Origin of the sequence: Thermosporothrix hazakensis (assembly GCF_003253565.1) — a bacterium.
In the GTDB taxonomy this organism is placed as follows: Bacteria; Chloroflexota; Ktedonobacteria; order Ktedonobacterales; family Ktedonobacteraceae; genus Thermosporothrix; species Thermosporothrix hazakensis.
On record NZ_QKUF01000006.1, the window covers coordinates 191225 to 207783 of the forward strand.

12 protein-coding genes are annotated in these 16559 nt (G+C 52.4%); 6 read left to right on the forward strand and 6 right to left on the reverse strand.

Annotated elements, in window-relative coordinates; all coding sequences use genetic code 11:
• The first annotated feature begins 72 nt into the window (after positions 1-72).
• On the forward strand, positions 73-915 hold the full coding sequence (locus EI42_RS11550) for an ADP-ribosylglycohydrolase family protein (RefSeq protein WP_111322000.1): 843 nt from the start codon (positions 73-75) through the stop codon (positions 913-915).
• Positions 916-957: 42 nt separating this feature from the next.
• On the opposite strand, the gene EI42_RS11555 is transcribed toward EI42_RS11550, so the two are convergent.
• Complete coding sequence (locus EI42_RS11555; RefSeq protein ID WP_111322002.1) at positions 958-1836, reverse strand: TIGR03621 family F420-dependent LLM class oxidoreductase; 879 nt, start codon at positions 1834-1836, stop codon at positions 958-960.
• A gap of 303 nt (positions 1837-2139) precedes the next feature.
• Between EI42_RS11555 and EI42_RS11560 the strand changes: the two genes are divergently transcribed.
• Positions 2140-5349 (forward strand): hypothetical protein, encoded by a 3210-nt coding sequence (locus EI42_RS11560; RefSeq protein WP_111322004.1) that lies wholly within the window; start codon positions 2140-2142, stop codon positions 5347-5349.
• A 308-nt stretch (positions 5350-5657) separates the two neighbouring features.
• Here EI42_RS11560 and EI42_RS11565 read toward each other — a convergent pair whose 3' ends face one another.
• The gene (locus EI42_RS11565; protein WP_111322006.1) at positions 5658-6512 is read right to left on the reverse strand and encodes a PHP domain-containing protein; all 855 of its coding nucleotides are present in this window, start codon (positions 6510-6512) and stop codon (positions 5658-5660) included.
• Positions 6513-6785: 273 nt separating this feature from the next.
• On the opposite strand from EI42_RS11565, the gene EI42_RS11570 reads away from it, so the two are divergent.
• Positions 6786-7970, forward strand: coding sequence for a cytochrome P450 (locus EI42_RS11570; protein ID WP_111322008.1), 1185 nt, complete (start codon positions 6786-6788; stop codon positions 7968-7970).
• Between the two features lie 50 nt (positions 7971-8020).
• On the opposite strand, the gene EI42_RS31895 is transcribed toward EI42_RS11570, so the two are convergent.
• Complete coding sequence (locus EI42_RS31895) at positions 8021-8314, reverse strand: hypothetical protein (RefSeq protein WP_137686393.1); 294 nt, start codon at positions 8312-8314, stop codon at positions 8021-8023.
• 245 nt (positions 8315-8559) lie between these two features.
• Between EI42_RS31895 and EI42_RS11575 the strand changes: the two genes are divergently transcribed.
• From EI42_RS11575 to EI42_RS11585, 3 genes are all read left to right on the forward strand, one after another.
• A complete protein-coding gene (locus tag EI42_RS11575) occupies positions 8560-8940 on the forward strand; it encodes an ester cyclase (protein WP_111322010.1) in 381 nt (126 codons plus the stop codon).
• Between the two features lie 66 nt (positions 8941-9006).
• Positions 9007-9708, forward strand: a complete 702-nt coding sequence (locus tag EI42_RS11580; RefSeq protein WP_111322012.1) for an SDR family NAD(P)-dependent oxidoreductase — start codon at positions 9007-9009, stop codon at positions 9706-9708.
• 11 nt (positions 9709-9719) lie between these two features.
• Positions 9720-10793, forward strand: coding sequence for an S-adenosylmethionine:tRNA ribosyltransferase-isomerase (locus tag EI42_RS11585; RefSeq protein ID WP_111322015.1), 1074 nt, complete (start codon positions 9720-9722; stop codon positions 10791-10793).
• A 51-nt stretch (positions 10794-10844) separates the two neighbouring features.
• Here the strand turns inward: EI42_RS11585 and EI42_RS11590 are convergent, their stop codons facing one another.
• The 3 genes from EI42_RS11590 to EI42_RS11600 form a co-directional block, all read right to left on the reverse strand.
• Complete coding sequence (locus EI42_RS11590; RefSeq protein WP_111322017.1) at positions 10845-11231, reverse strand: nuclear transport factor 2 family protein; 387 nt, start codon at positions 11229-11231, stop codon at positions 10845-10847.
• A 20-nt stretch (positions 11232-11251) separates the two neighbouring features.
• Entirely contained in the window at positions 11252-12790 is a 1539-nt protein-coding gene (locus EI42_RS11595) for an FAD-dependent oxidoreductase (protein ID WP_111322019.1), read from the reverse strand.
• 141 nt (positions 12791-12931) lie between these two features.
• Positions 12932-16036: a winged helix-turn-helix domain-containing protein gene (locus tag EI42_RS11600; RefSeq protein WP_111322021.1), complete on the reverse strand. Its 3105-nt coding sequence runs from the start codon at positions 16034-16036 to the stop codon at positions 12932-12934.
• Between the last annotated feature and the right edge of the window lie 523 nt (positions 16037-16559).

Consider the following 16559-nt stretch of genomic DNA (forward strand, 5'->3'; position numbering starts at 1 on the left):
GTCACTTTATGCTTGCCCGCTTTGCTCGTTGTATGAAATAACAGCAATTTTTTAGCAAACGAGGAGGCGGGCATGCTTATTGAACTTGCAGTTGGTGACGCCTACGGTGCCGGCTTTGAGTATGCGGAGCGTGCATGGGTCGAGCAACACAACACGCTGGATCGATATGTATTGCATCCCAGACACAATATCGCTCCGGGTTCGTATACCGATGATACACAAATGACGCTTGCCATTGCAGAAATAATGGTATCTGGCGTTCCCTGGACAAAAGAGACACTGGCCGAAAAGTTCGTCGAGGTGTTCAAGCGTGACCCTCGTGAGGGATATGCGGGCAGCTTCTATCGCTTTCTCAGCAGGGTGCGCGATGGTACACAGTTCTTAGGCGAGATCCGTCCTGATAGCGACAAGAGCGGTGCGGCGATGCGTGCTGCTCCTATCGGGCTGTATACGACTATTGATGAAGTGATCGAGAAGGCGACGTTGCAGGCAGAGCTGACGCACAACACTTTTGATGGCGTGAACGCAGCTGTTGCGGCGGCGTTGATGGCCCATTATTTCATCTATCGTCTGGGGCCGAAGCAGCAACTGGGGCGTTTTCTTGAGCAGCATGTGCCCGGACGCTGGGCGGAGCGCTGGCAGGGACCGGTGAAAGCAAAGGGCTGGATGAGCGTTCGTGCTGCTATTACTGCACTCCTCGATCATTCGCGGATGAGTGATCTCCTGCAAGCATGTATTGCATTTACTGGTGATGTTGATACTGTGTCTACAATCGCGTTGGCCGCTGGCTCCTGGAGTGTGGAAATAACGCAGGATTTGCCTGGACAACTTGTGCAAAACCTTGAGCAAGGGCCGTATGGAAGAGAGTATCTTTTACAGCTCGATGCTCAATTGACTGCGCTCAAGCGAGCATAGACGCCGGGTCTGGTGCGCAGGGGCCAGACCCAGGACGTTGCCTTATCTCCCGTGGAGCCGTGCGACGATGGGAGCGAAATTTTCAATCTGTCCCTCATGCACTTTCAGGTACGAGAAGCCATACTGCTCCCTGAGCGCTAGCAGGTGCTCGATTGCCTGCTGTGTGCTCATCTCCTGGACTGGAACCTGCGGCCCGCCAGGTGCGGCGGTTGCTTTTTGCTTACTATCAGTAATGTGTAGATAATAGACTGTTTTGCTGAGCTCTCGTGCTGGAAAGCGCTCCTGTGCCCCCTCTTTAACCCATTTCAGTTTTTGCTCAATTGAGGTATTTGACTCCTGGAACATTATCGCAACCTCAACTATATCTGCCTCACGTCCCGCCAGTTTCAGTATTCGTTCTCCAGCACCTGCAAGCAGAATAGGTGGGTGAGGCTGCTGTACAGGCGCAGGCGTGCCAGCTACATCTTTAATCGTATAATATTTTCCAGTATAGGTCACGCGCTCTTTTGTAGAAATCTGCTTGATAATATCAATTGTTTCCTGAAGATGCTGGACACGCTCTCCACCACTTGCGAAGGGTAATCCCATTTTTTGGGATTCCTGAGGCCCATATCCTACGCCCAGACCAAGTTCAAGTCGTCCATTGGAAAACACATCCAGTGTTGCGGCTTCACGAGCAAGAAGAAGTGGGTGGCGTAACTCATTGTTGAAGACAAAGCTGCCAATACGAAGCGTGGTTGTGACCGCTGCTGCCATGGTGAGCGCGGAAAAAGGTGCGAGCCCACCAACCGAGGGAACATCGGGCATCAATAGGGATGAGTACCCCAGATCCTCACAGCGGCGTGCCTGGTCGAGCCACGAACTGCGCGTATGTGGTGGTGTGCCCATCGAGACAACGCCAAAACGAAACGGATGAGACATCTTTTTCTCCTGAAATTTGGATGTATCGTATGATAAATTATTTTAGGTAGACATACTATATAATAAAAAAGAAGAGCGTGTCAAGTCAACTTCTTCGCGTGCAAGCAATCGTGCAGGCGCTTTTTCTTCTACTATACCTGATTCTGTTGCACAAGCTGGAGAAATATGCCAATTTTCTTTCTCATTTAAAAACACCAATGGTCCTGTTTTAGATAAGTAGCTTGAAATATTTGTATGGCTGTAGTATCATCTGCGTATATGTGTGTTTTGGTTAGAAGTGTAGTCTGCGAACAGGGACTGGGTATGATGAATAAGGTTGAGCGTAGAGATCTTCCCCTTGCAAAATGTGATTATATGCGTGTACTGGAAGTAATCGAGGAGTTGCTGAAGGCTGATTTCAGGCAGATCGAGACCGGCGACAGGAGCGCGTATTTCTCTGTAGCACTTCTGAAGGCTGCTCAGGAGCATGGACACGCGCCTCTGTTGTCCCCAACGTTTGATGTGGATGCGCTGGCGTCTCAGATAGGAGCGCGGTTCACTGAAAGTCATGCCTCGCCTTTTGAACATCAGGCAGAAACGGCGGATGCTGCTATCTCTATACCCGAGTTTGAGAAGCGAAAAGAGTTCTATAGAACGATTCAGACTATCCTGCACTTGATGCGCAAGTGTCTGCATGCTGAGTTGCAGCGGTCTACTCCTGATGGGCAGCCCATGTCATTGCATGCCCTGATGCGCAATCTGGTCATGAGACCGGGGAAGATCGTCCCTGAGCATGGTGAAGAAAAAGAAGCTCATCTGCGTCGCTTACTGTATGAAAAGCTTGAAGAGACCGTTGAATTACAAAAAAAGAGCGTTGTCATCGGAACAAAAGAGGCGCGAGATCCCTGGCTAATGGGACACAGGCTCACGCTGGCTGTGAAGGGGGTTCAAAACTTCTTCCGGCAATTGGTAGGGAGCATCCAGACACATCTTGAGCGGCTCCGAGCGAAGCATGCTCACGTTACAGAAGCCGATATGCAGCGGGCTCGTGATGCTTTACATGCGATGCAGTTACAGGAGCATTCAGAACTGCAAATTCTGAAGGAAGCTGTTCTCGGACAGAGTATTGCTCGCATTTTTCGGGAGTGTCAGCTACTCTATTTGGACTATCTGCTCAAGCGTATCTGTACCTGTGAGAAGATTGACACGCGCAATGCGAGGCTGCTGGAACATCTGATCGTGCGGTTGCGGGCGCTCGACAGCTTTAGTCATAAACATGACGATGCTTTCTATCAGGTGACACTGAAGCGTGAAGTGTATGACACGAAGCGGCTTCTCACGCTTGCCAGCGCGTTTGATCCTCTGCCGGTGCTCCCCGAAATAGGTGGAATGTTGAGCGAGGCATCTCTGGAAGGGGAAAAGACGTTTGTGGTAGGAGTGAAACTGAAGCTTAATAGTGCGGTCTATACACACGGTGGCAGTGGCGAATCAGTCTATGTCTATAACATGGCGTTGCTTGATGCTGAAGCCGGGCTATACAAGCGGCGCAAAGAGAGCATCACCTATGAGAAGCACTTCTATGAGGAAGTCTTGCGGATCGCGCTGCTCTACCCGGTGCTGTACAGGCTCGATGATGCCTCTTTTGATGTTGTTGCATATCTGGAAGAGAAGGTGTTCCCGGTCTTGACGACAGGAACGGAGGAGGAGAAAACCGCTCTTTTCAAGCAGATCAAGGAGGACATTGACAGGAGCGGCGCTATGAGGAATGTGCAGGCGCTTCGTGAGCTTTTAAAGGAGTTTATGGAACAGGCGCCTGTTGAGCCTGACATGTGCCCGCAAACGCTGGTACTCAGTCTGAAAGAGACCGTGCTGAATCACGATCTGGATACTATTTGTACTGAGCAGCGCTTCTTTCGAGATGTGAACCTTGCGGACCAGCCTGAAACCATCCTCAAGCATATCGCGGTCGAGCAAGAAGGAACATGCCACAATGCGCTCTGTACGCTGCCGCTTCAGGTGCGGTTTGAGCCGCTACATTATTATCCAGCAGATGACGAGGTGAAAGAGTATAGTGTGAAATATGCCTGGGAACGCCTGGGGATGCTTCCCGTTCTGCTGATCCCGCCTGACAAGGAGAATGAGGCCCTTCAGCTTGCTTTGGGGGACCTGAATCGAGTGACGCTTTATTATCGCAAACATGGTCGGCGTTTTGGCTCTGAAGGAGCGTTTGCGTATCGCTTTGCGTATCTCACGCTTGCCTATACCTTTGCCAAAATGCTAGCGACCTACACGAAAGTGGCAGATGCACGGAGGCTCTTTATCCCGATAATCTATATATGTGACCGGAAAGGGGGTGGGCACGAATATAAGGATAATGATGCAAAGAAAAGTATAAAAGAAGCAGGAATGTATAGATTATCTGAAGAGGAGTTTATGTATTCGGTTGCGAGGTTGCTGGAATTTATGCTGAGTCAGGATCACCTGAGCGGCTCGCAGAGCTTCCAGCGTGTTCCGATTCATGGAGTGGACAAAGGGCCATGTATGTCAGGGGATGAGCACCTCTCGCTCTCCTCAATGCTCCCATGCGTATTCAGCAGGAAGGGGCCTGAGCAGCGGAGTCATCAATTGAAGAAGCTTGCTGTGGTGCAGGTCACCAGTTGTGCCTGTAATCGAACAAAAGCTGGCCGTGATGATCATTCCGTCTCGACGCTCTACGGGCAGGTTATCGGGATCGAGCGCCGAAGTGATGGCTGTCTCCATCTGGGCCCATTGACGACATTCTCAACAAATATGCGGCATGATGAGATGTTCAAGCGGCCTCATGCGCTTTTTCGGCAGATCGAACACTGTATCGCGCGAGGCTATCATCACTTCCTCTATATAGCGGATGCTCCTTATAGCCGTTCGCTGCATATCTCTGATGTGGGAAGTGGGCCATGCTTTATGAGCGAGGGTATGATCCGAGCGCTTCGGGAGCTCCTCTATGAGGAGAATGGCAAGATAGCGCGGATCTGGGTATATCCGATTTTTGGCGATACGTCTTATGTGGTCAATCGAAGAGGGCCGCAGAACCCACAAAATGGCTATTCACTTTATGTCGACGAGGGTGGTGAGCTTGTCCATAGAATGGGGGGTGGGAAGGTAGCTACTTTTTTCCATCTGTGTCTGGATAAAAATGAGAGCAAGCCTTTTTCCTATAGAAATGTCACGGCCTATTCAACGCCGCTGCATCTCTATAAGAACGATGCGATCTATGAGCGGTATATCAGGGATGACCTGCTCCACTGCGGGGAACAGTCTCCGTTGCGGAGTGAGCTGCTTGAGATGCTGGCTATGCTGCATTTCTGGCGCTTTGAGCTGAATGGTCGGTACAGGCTTTATCCTGATCAGAAAGCAATCGAGATAGATTCGATTGGCATGCAGGCGACCTATCCGGGCATGCGAAGCGGGATCAATTTTAATGGGCTGGCCTATCTAACAGAGGTTCGTGCGGCGTTGCGCATGGCTGAGGTGCGCAAGAAAGAGGCGGTGTGACGAGAAGAGGTGTACAGAGAGGGAAGTCCGGGCGGCGTTTTGAGCCAGACTTTTGGACTCGCTTGTTGATAAAGGATCATTCCGGCTCTGTAAGGCAGTATGGAGCCAGATCAAGGTGAGAAGTCATTCCGCGCGGTATTGCGGGAAGCGCTCCTGTGTTCCAGATAGCGTGCTGCTGCTTCATCATGGGTGTGATGCGTTTCCTTTTTTGATATTTTGGAGCACGAGTAGCGCTCAAGATCAATTTCAAGAAACACCCGGCACGAAATGACCGCTCTCAATAGGTGCTGATGATAAGCGGAAGAGGCTTATTGGACCTCGATGCCAACACGCTCAAACAGGTGGCGGCAGAGCTCTGCGCGGTATTTGATGGGCATGCGTCCCGGAGGGCCGTGTGAATCTGAGCCCGCACTGACGACAAGGTCATGCTTTTGCGCGTATGCCAGATAGGTGGCGACAAGCTCGGGCGAATGGGTCGGGTAGTAGACCTCGATGCCATCTAGCGGGACTTCGGCGCGAACCTGATCGAGCAGTTCCGGGGTGTAGAAGGTGAAGCCCTCTTCCTGTTGACCACGTCCAGGGTGAGCGATCAGGGCGATGCCGCCACTTTGATGAGCTGCCTCAACGGTCTCTGCAATATCGGCCAGAATCTCGCGGTAACCTGCCTCTGTGATCAGTTCCAGCGCTTGGGGCCAGTCATTGATATAGCCGTGTTCAAGAAGCAGCAAGGCGCAGTCTCCAGCAACGCGCAATTCGCCGTTGCTTGTCTTGAGAATCTCCGCCTGTCGAGGGAAACGATAACCCCGCTGAAGCAGTTCGTTATAGACCTCTTCGGCGTTAGCCTGCTGGCCCTGGCGAACTCGCTGTGTGAGAGCAGCCAGAGGCTCGGATGTGGGATCGATGCCGAAGCAGAGCACATCCGCCATCTGACCACGCCATTGTGCGCTGACCTCAACGGCGGGCAGGACATGAATCTGTTTTTGCTGACCAAGCCGCTGCACGCTGGCGATGGTGTCAACCCGGTCGTGATCGGTGACGGCAACCAGCCCGAAACCCTCCTGTGCGAGATAATCGAAGAGCTGCTCCGCAGTCCAGCGGCCATCACTGTACGTCGTATGCATTTGTAGATCAATCGACGTATCAGATTGAATTGTCAGATGCATTTTGCTAGCCTTTCTCAATATATTTGATACTATGCTTTATTATACCCTGTAGAACGGGATACAGGAAGAAGCTGCGATTCTGCTCTTTTCCCGTTCGTTCAACATCCTGGCTTTGCAGGGTTTGTCCTTTTGTCGAGCTGCCGCGATGGTGGTATGCTTAAAGTAGCGTTTCTCGCTTTATTGTATCCGCTTACGCTTTCGCATGGAAGCAATGGAACGAGAGATGCCTGTTTTCTGTGGGGAAAATGAAGCCTATAGTGAGAGGTAGCTTGTATGGAGAATGCATACAACATCAAGAAGGATGCGGTCCAGGTTGAGGCCGTATCTGAACTCGGATTGAACCCGTTCCCCTGGTATGAGGAGATGCGCAAAAATGACCCGATTCATTTTAACGAGAAACTGAATGCCTGGGAGCTTTTCCGCTATAACGATATTCTGGAAGTGGTGAAACATCCAGAGATCTATTCTTCGCGTCGAAGCCGTTCCGGTGACCCGGCAATGGCGATTCAGAGTGGTGGCAATCTGCTTATGACCGACCCTCCGCGCCACCGACAGTTGCGCTCATTAGTCACGCAGGCATTTACTCCTCGCACTATTGCACAGATGAGCGGGCGAATTATCGAAATAGTTGATTCGTTGCTGCAAAAAGGGCGTGAGACGGGGCATATGGACCTGATTGCTGATCTTGCCTACCCCCTCCCGGTGATCGTGATTTCTGAAATGCTCGGGATACCGCCTGAGGAGCGCGATTCGTTTAAGGCGTGGTCCGATCTCATTGTGAGTCCCTCATATGCCGATCTTGAACGCGGCAGGAAAGAATTGAGGGCCTATTTTCAAAACGTGCTTCAGCAGCGTAAGCAGCATTTGCAAGATGATCTGGTCAGTGGGCTGCTTCAGGCGAACGTCGATGGGGAGCCGCTGCAAGAGACAGAGATCCTCGATTTCTGTGAATTACTGCTGGTTGCCGGGAACGAGACAACAACAAATCTGATCGGGAACGCAGGGCTCTGCTTTGATGAGTATCCCGAGGCAGCTCGCGAGATTCGTGAGGATATTTCGTTGCTCCCGAGCGCAATCGAGGAAGTGTTGCGCTTCCGCTCGCCTGTACAGCGGTTTGGGCGTACCGTCGTCGTTGATACGGAACTCGATGGCCGACAGCTCAAAGTGGGACAGCGTGTGTTCTGCTGGATTGGTGCGGCCAATCGCGATCCGGCTCAATTTCCTGATCCCGGTTCTTTCAACATTCGTCGTACACCGAATCGGCATCTGGCGTTCGGGCAGGGGATTCATTTCTGTCTCGGTGCACCGCTTGCTCGATTGGAAACAAAGCTCGCGTTTGAGCGGCTCTTCCATACATTTAAGGATATTCAATTTCAGCGGGATGTGCCGTTAGAGCCTATCAGCAGCTTTTTCGGCTATGGGGTGGAACATCTTCTTGTACAGGTACAGAACGCGTAGCTCATTTGGGCCCGACAGGTAAGCAGATCTGTCAGGCCCGCTCTCGACCCTCATATCATTAAAAATGGGTAGTACCCCGATGGCGTTACCTGTCCGGGAGATGGTTCGGGAAGCCATTTCAGATCATCCTCATGAATATGAAGGAGCAGGCAGGCCTCGTGAAGCGATGGGAGAAAGCGGCGGACTTGCCAGCTCCCACGGGCGTCATGTAACAGGGAGCATTGCACCCACCAGCCTCTTGAGCCAAACCAGCCCCAACGCCTGCCTGGCCACAACTCCGCCCTGACAAGCCTGAACTGAAGCGCTGCCGCCCGTGGCACCTTCACTGATCGCCTTGTGAACATTATCCCTTTCCTTTCTTTGTCGCATTGCTTCTACCTACTATTACGTATCATGACTCCTGGTGTGACGAGCAAAAGGGACAGACGAAAAACGAGAGAGAACTGCTGTGCTGAGGATGAGTCTATATTGAACTGTACTACATGCGCCTCTTCACTGAACGAATGGACAGGAGACAATCTGTCTTGAAGGACAATTTGTGGTGCGATGGAAGATGTTATGCTTGCTGAAAAGGAGATGGTGAGCCGAGATGAAGAAAAGCGAGCTTGTACGGCTGCTCTACGAAGAGGTGCTGAATAAGGGCCGTCTGGAACTGCTTGATGAGCTGTTCTCGGCGCAGTTCGTGGATCACTCGACGCCTGAACAACCCTGTGGGCCTGCGGGCGTGCGTCAGTACGTCGAAGAGCTGAGAAGAGGATTTCCTGATCTACGGGTAGTAGTTGAAGATGTAATCACGGAAGGGGAAAAGTTGGTTGTGCGAACGACATGGCAGGGAACGCATCTCGGGCTCTATGAGGGCCATGAGCCAGATGGCAGGCAGGCGCTACGCAGTATGATTCAAATATTTGTCGTGCGGGATGGCAGGCTGAGCGAGGAATGGAACGAGGGTGAAGGCCTGCTCGATTCGTAGATGTTCAGGAGTCTAAAACCGGAGTTGCTCCTTTTCTCTTAGCGCTTTATGAAAGGAACGAGATCTATGGTAGACAATGCGACATCCGTAAAAACCGCTGTGATTACAGGAGCCTCACGAGGCCTGGGGCGCGCTCTTGCTCGACAACTTGCCCGGCAGGGCTGGACGTTGATCATTGATGCACGCGGTGCACAGGCGCTTGAGGCGGTTAGAGCCGAATTGGCACAACAGACCGAGGTCGTCGCCATTCCCGGGGATGTGGCTGATTCCGCTCACCGAGAGGCTTTAGCGCAAGCAGTCCAGCGTTTTGGCTCGCTGGATGTACTGATCAATAATGCCAGCGTGCTTGGTCCAAGTCCGCAACCGGCGCTGCTTGAATACCCGCTGGATGTGCTGGAGCAAGTCTATCGGGTGAATACCCTGGCTCCGCTGGCTCTCATTCAACAGCTTCAGCCGTTTTTGCAAGCAGGTGCTCGTATCCTTAATATCACGAGCGATGCAGCGGTTGAAGGCTATGAGGGATGGGGTGGCTATGGTTCGAGTAAAGCGGCTCTAGAACAGCTCTCGCACATTCTGTCGGTCGAGAAAAGCGATTGGCGCGTGTACTGGGTCGATCCAGGCGATATGAATACCGAGATGCATCAGGCGGCTTTCCCGGGTGAGGATATCTCAGATAGACCGCTTCCGGAAACAAGCGTGCCGGGGCTAATGCGGCTGATAGAGGGCGATTATCCCAGTGGACGCTATGCCGCCCGCACTCTGGCGTGAGGAGAAATGGTATGCTTACTTCGCATGTGAGGCCTCTCGATTTCCTCTTGCCAGAGGAATTGGAGGCGGGCGAGCCCCCTGAGGCACGCGGGCTGGCACGAGATGAGGTTCGATTGCTCGTCTCATCGTATACAGATAATCGCATTGAGCATGCTCAGTTTCGGCAGATCCCGCAATTCCTGGCTCCGGGTGATGTGGTGGTGATCAACACGAGCGGCACCATGAATGCCGCTCTGGAGGCCATTGGAGCCGATGGAACGCGCTATGAGCTGCATCTTTCGACCCATCTCCCGGCTGATCTCTGGGTTGTGGAGGTGCGCATTCCCGATGAGCACGGGACGAAACCATACTACGGCATGCGTGAAGGCGAGGTCTTGCGGCTTGCCGAGAATGGGACGGCTGCGCTGCTTCTGCCTTATCTACCTGAACAGCGTGTCCAGGACAGAAGTCAGAAGCGGCTCTGGATTGCTACCCTTCACCTCCCGATGTCTTGGCAGGAGTACTTGAAGTCATATGGTTTCCCGATTCGCTACCGGTATGTACGTAATGCCTGGCCGATAGAATACTATCAGACGGTTTATGCAACGGAAGTAGGTAGCGCGGAGATGCCGTCGGCAGGACGTGCCTTTACACCTGAGCTGATTACTCGGTTGGTCGCTCTCGGGGTACAGGTATTACCGCTGCTGTTGCATACCGGGGTGGCAAGCCTGGAAGCGCATGAGCCGCCATATGAAGAGTATTATCGTGTGCCGGAAGAGACTGCTCAGGGGGTTAATGCCGCGCGGCAGGCCGGCCGAAGAGTAATCGCTGTCGGAACAACGGTTGTGCGTGCGCTCGAAACAGTGACAACGCCAGACGGCGTGACGCATCCCGGAGAAGGCTGGACACAGACCATTATTACACCAGAACGCGGTGTCCGCGCTGTACATGGCCTGTTGACTGGCTTGCATGAACCGCAGGCATCGCACCTGTTGATGCTGGAAGCTTTTGCGCCGAGAGAGCACCTGAAGCTGGTGTATGCGGAGGCGCTCCAAAAGAAGTATCTCTGGCATGAGTTTGGGGATCTGCATTTGTTGCTTCCATAAAAGGCGGCATCAGGACGGGAAGAGTTCCCATCCTGATTGTGGCCTGAAGGTTCAGGCAACGAGCCCTGCAAAATTTTCTGGATCGAGAAAAAATCGAATGCTTTGAATTTTGCCCTCTTCGTTCAGCTCAAACACATCGATACCATCTGAAGTGATGCTCTGGCCGCTCTGCGTCGTCATCTGTGCGGTGTAGAACATAGCTGCTCCGTTCGCGACGAAAAACAGTCGGTTGATTGTTACATGCATCTCCCGAAATGGAATGATTGATTGTTCTGCGATCTGACGGGTAGCGGCCTCGCCGATGATAGGTGATGTTTCAGCGACGTAGTAGAAGGCGGCATCCTTTGCGAACAGGTTCACAAAGCCTTCTGTGTCGAGTGTATTATTTACGTGAATATAGCTCTCGATGATGGCACGAATTTGTTCCGGTGAAAGCATAGTTTGAACTCCTTTTCTTCTTATAAGAGAGTTGTTGTTTTCTCCTGCTGCATTGTTTCTGGATTCTCGCCCTCGGCTGCCGATCCGAAATCGAAGGCAAAGGGTGGAACAGCTTCATCCAAAAGCGTTTCAAGGTCCTGGTTATAGCCCTCGCGCAGATCGGCGAGAATGGCTTCCTTTTCGGCTGGCGACACATGTTGCAGGTACATCTCAAGCATGCGCGGATTGACGACATCACGCGGTGAGATGAAAAGCCAGTTCATCAGGAAGTAGCTCATATATTGCGGCTCGAATTTGCCCTCCTGTGCCAGGCTGTTGAGTTGCTGTGTTGAGATGCGAAGGCAGAGGTCAAAGTATTTGTGCAGCAATGTGACGCCCTTCAGTGGCTCGGGGCCGATATGGGTTACGCCGGGCCAGCGAAGATCCTCGATGGTGCTGCGCCACCATGCCGGAGCGATGGCATCTTGCATCCGTTGCAGCACATAGTGCTCGAAGTTCGGCTGCCCTTTGTGCTCCTGCAAGCAGGTGGCAAGCGTCTCCACTTCAATCGCTGCAAGAGTCATACCCTGCCCGTAGATTGGGTCAAAGAAGCAGAGCGCGTCCCCCAGAACAAGCAGGCCGGCGGGCCAGCGCTTCATCTGCTCGTAATGGTGGCGTAAGCAGACAGGGAGACGGAAGCCACGCGGCTCGGTGAGCGGTTCGGCATCGTGGAGAATCTCAGCCAGAATCGGGTTGTAGAGCCGGGCGAGCCCTTCTTCAAAGCCTCGGGCATCGGTTGGAGGATACTGATCACCTGCGCTGTTCAAGCAGACTGCCCAGGTGTCGTCTTCAATCGCCTTGAGTACGCCGCCTGACAGGTGGCCGCTTGAGGCATGCGGATCGATGACAACAAGGGCTATATTGCGTTTCTCGGGTGGAATGCGATAATTGCGGGTGCTGTAGCCAATTCCGGTAGTCACATACTCGTCTTCGGCAAGCGTATAGCCGAGGTCGCTTAGCCAGCGTGGCGTTCTAGAAGAGCGTCCGGACGTATCGATCACCAGATCAGCCTGAACCTCTATACGCTGTTCGACCTGTCCACGTGGCCGGATGTATGCACCGATCACCCTGGTTCTATCGGGCGTTGCCATCAGCTCAATGACCTCGTGCTGATAGAGAATGCGTACGTTAGGGAGCGCCTGAACCCGCTGACGGATTGCCCATTCAAGCAACCCTCTACTATAAGTGAAACCTTCTCCGTTCCCTAAGGGCAATGCACCAAATGGGTTGAACATCTGGATCGTTGCTTGCTGAAGCTCAAAGGCTCCGAGCTCCTTGATATCGTTGACAAAGTCCGGAAACAGGCGCTGCACGATGGCTTCTCCCCGAGGGATGAACTGATGCAGATGAAAGGATTGCGGCACACCAGCACGCGGTGCGGGCTGCTGAGGCTGCGTATCGCGCTCGATGATACAGATCTCTTCGTATTGTTCAGAAAGGACGCGGGCTGTCAGCAAGCCTGCAATACCACTACCGATAATCAATACTCTTTTACTATTATTTGATTCATTTATGTTCATTCTAATGCTCTTTCCTTCTCTCTATACTGGTGTTTATTCAAGTGCACTTTTTCTTTTGCGACTGTTGAAAGTATAGCCGAGGCAGAGCAGAAAAACACTACCCACATGGATAGTGAAACGGGTAGTCGGGGTGGGTAGGGGTTAGAGGCCGAGCCGGTGCGCTACCTCGCCCGCCTGAGTGCGATTGCTGACGCCGAGTTTTTGATACAGACGCTTAATGTGGTATTTCACGGTATTGACTGATATAATCATTTCGTCAGCAATATCCTGATTGTTCCATCCTGCTGCAAGTAAGCGCAGAACTCGTTCTTCCTGTAGTGAAAGCGGCTCGAGAAGCTGGCTGTCTGTTCGTTTCTCTCCAGAATGTGCTGCTTCTAAGATGCGCTGAATGTATGGGCGAAGGATTGCGTCATGTTGTACAGAAGGTAAGATGACGCGTAATAGATGAAGCAAGGGTGCACCTTCATTCAGATAGAGGCGAATACAGCCCTCATGAGCGGTCTGCAATAGTGTTTGCCGCAACCGTTCAAGGGCTTGCTGTTCCTGCTTACAGGCATTATAGGCCAGAGCGAGCAAAAGCCGAAGCTCGGCGACTCGATAGAGTTGCAGGTGCTTGCAAGCCTCGGGAAGAAGTGTAGTAAACTGCCTGATTGCCTCCTGATATCTTCCCTGAGCCAGCCAGAGACGCCCGAGGAGAATGCCATCTCGCAGATAAAGAGCAAAAGAGGGAGAAGTCTTATCTGGTTCGGGAAGCGCGTGAAGTTTGCCGCTCGCGAGCCGCAGGCGTTGCACCCACTCGTGAACCAGCAGGGGGAGCTGGAAATGATTGGGACTCTCGTCTTGCTGTGGAACGGCTTGCAGCGCTTCCAGATGGGCCAGCGCTGCCTGCATTTCTCCCCGAGCGTACTGAACAAGTGCAAGCGCGAGTTTCGCTCTATCGATGAAAGCCTGTATTGGATTTGTCTGTGCCATTTGTAATGCTTCTGAGGCAAGACGCTCTGTAGCGTCAAGTTCATTACGTTCAAACGCAATACTGGCAAGGTTGAGCAGGATATCAATATGCATCTCAGCATCGCTTATATCCTCACTTACTGAGAGCAGATCGTGAAATAGGTTATGCGCTTCATGCAGTTTCCCTTGCAACAGCGCACATCTTCCCTGCATCAACTGAATATCAGTGGCAAGAAATCGGTTCTCGGGCGGAACGAGATCTTTTTGAGCCAGAGTAAGCAGGCGTTGAGCTTCATCGATAGCGCCGAGGCGAATCTGTTCAATACTGTAAAAATGCTGTACTGATGCACGATACATGAAAAGGCGCGGATCAGTCGTTTCAAATCCCTGGAAGTAGTGAAGTGCTTGCTTCGCATGCTGTATAACAAGTGAGAACGGCTCGTTAAGCGTCAACGCATGGAGGGCCCGGTGCGCGTAAATCGCGCCGATCCAGGGAAATTGTCCCATGTCGCGCCATATTTTCTCAGCCCGCTGAAGAAGTGCTTCGCTACGAGCGCGATCTTGCTCCGTGGCTTGCAGCAGCTCGTCCCTTGAAACGGCTTTTTGAGCGAGACGAAGCTGTATAGGGAAACAAAGCTCGGTTGCCAGAAGCAGACAAAGGAGGGGATGCGCCTGCAAAAGGTTCTCCGGGAAGTGGTGAAGCCAGCGTTGAATAGTGTGTGGCTCGTTATAATTCCGCCTGTTTGCCTGCTCGATCAGCGTCGCGACACGCTCAAGGTCGGATGCCAGCCATGCCGCGTCGATGGCTTCGGTCAGATAGGCCTCGCGTTCGTACCACTCGCTTGCCCGCAACAGAAGAGCCTGTAAGGCGGTTTCACCCAGACGGCGAGCAGCCTCGCGGCGCATTGCCTCGGCGAAGAGCGCATGATAGCGATACCAGCGCCCCGGCCCTTCCAGCTCATCAAGAAACAACCCTGCCCGGTCGATTGTCTCAAGAAGATCGGCTCCCTGTTCGCTTTCGGTTACGGCGTTACAAAGCGGCGCACAGAGCCGATCGAGAATACTTGTTTGTAGCAGAAAGAGCTGTATGGGCTCGGGCTGTGTTGCCAGAATCTCGCTGGCGAAGTAGTCAAGCAGGGAGTGGTGCAGGGTGTCGGCCTCTCCTGCGAGCATGCCCGGTGCGCGTGTGGATGAGGCATAGACTGCTTGCTCGATTGCCTCAGCGGTGCGCCAGCGTGCAAGGGTCAACGAGAGAAGTCGCAGTCCGGCAGCCCACCCCTCAATTGTGCTCTCAAGCCGCTTTAAGAGATCATCTGAGAGCGAGAATGGCAGGATCTTCCGCAGAAAATCACTCATTTCTGCCCGCGAGAAGCGAAGGTCCGCTCCACGCAGCTCGCTGAGTTCCCCTCTGGCGCGCCAGAGGAGAAGCGGTAATTCAGGCTCGGTACGTGAAAGAAGTAGAATATGTGTCGATTCGGGCAGATAGTCGACGAAGAAAGCAAGCGTTTCGTGAACAAGTGGCTCGTTGATTACATGGTAATCGTCCAGCACAAGCAAGCCGCCGGAGGACGGAGCTGCCAGCGCGTTGAGAAGCGGAGTCAGCACAGTATCAAGCGTCGGTAGATCAGCGGGAGAGCGCTGAAGCTGTGCCTGGACTGCCTGTCCGATTGGCTGCTGTTCAGGGCTGAGAAGTTGCTGACAGGCTGCGATGATATAGCGCCAGAAGCGGAGCAGGTCGTTATCTCGTTCGTCAAGCGAGACCCAGGCGCGCGAGATGGGGCGCGTCGCGAGCCATTGGTTGACAAGCGTTGTTTTGCCGAAACCTGCCGGGGCTTGAAGCAAGACAAGCTTGTGTGTCAGGCAGGTGTCAAGCTGCGCGTGCAGGTGCGTGCGCTCAATTAATGAGGCGGGAAGCAGCGGCGGATGGAGCTTGGTTTCGAGGAGCAAACTGGCCTCAGGAGCGGGATGGCCTGGCCTTGTTGTGGGCGAGAAGAGAGCACTGACCGTCTCTAACTGATCACGAGATAGCATGCTCGTCTGGCTCAGGGAGCGCTTCTGTGTGCGACCGTGCAGAGTACGGTACGCATACCAGCGCGTGTCACCATGTTGAAAGTGCTCCTTGCGGATAGTATACTGAGCACCATTTCGATCCTCAAAGAGAAAAGAGGAAAGTGAAGAAGATATATTATTCCACTCTATTGAAGACGTAATAACCTGTAGCTCATGATTTTGTACGAGTTCATATTCATTGGTGTGAGATGAGAAGCGTAGTAGAGGAAGATTTGCGCGAGACATTGTGCTCCCCTCGATTTTTTTGCCGGACGTACACGGAAAGTATAACACATCAGTCGGAATCAGGTAAATGTCTGTCTCATTGCAATGCGAATACAACAGCCTGGCACTTATTGTTGTGTTTTCTACTCTGAGTGAAGTCTGTTGAAAGAAGAAGTGAAAGAAAGAGTAAAATGAGTAAGAGGGAGATGTGTTGCCTCTTTTTTTGCGAACGTTCCTGCTGTGGTTCTGGTATTATTTTGCCTGAGTATTGCGTTTTTCCTCTGGAATCTGGTATTCTTCATACCAAGTATCTGTACTCCTGAGTGCTAGCGCTACCAGGGGAGCGTTAGCAGGACTGTGACAGGGAGCTGAAAGCATGCACTCTCAAACTCATTTTATCTGCTCTGGTATCACCATTTGAGTATACTGAAAGAAGAAATGCCATAAACAGAACCTTTCCGTTCATGGAGAAGAGTTTCTCTTATTTTCATTTTTTTCTCAATAGCCAGATATGGCCTCTATTTTTGCTTTTAATTTAGATGCA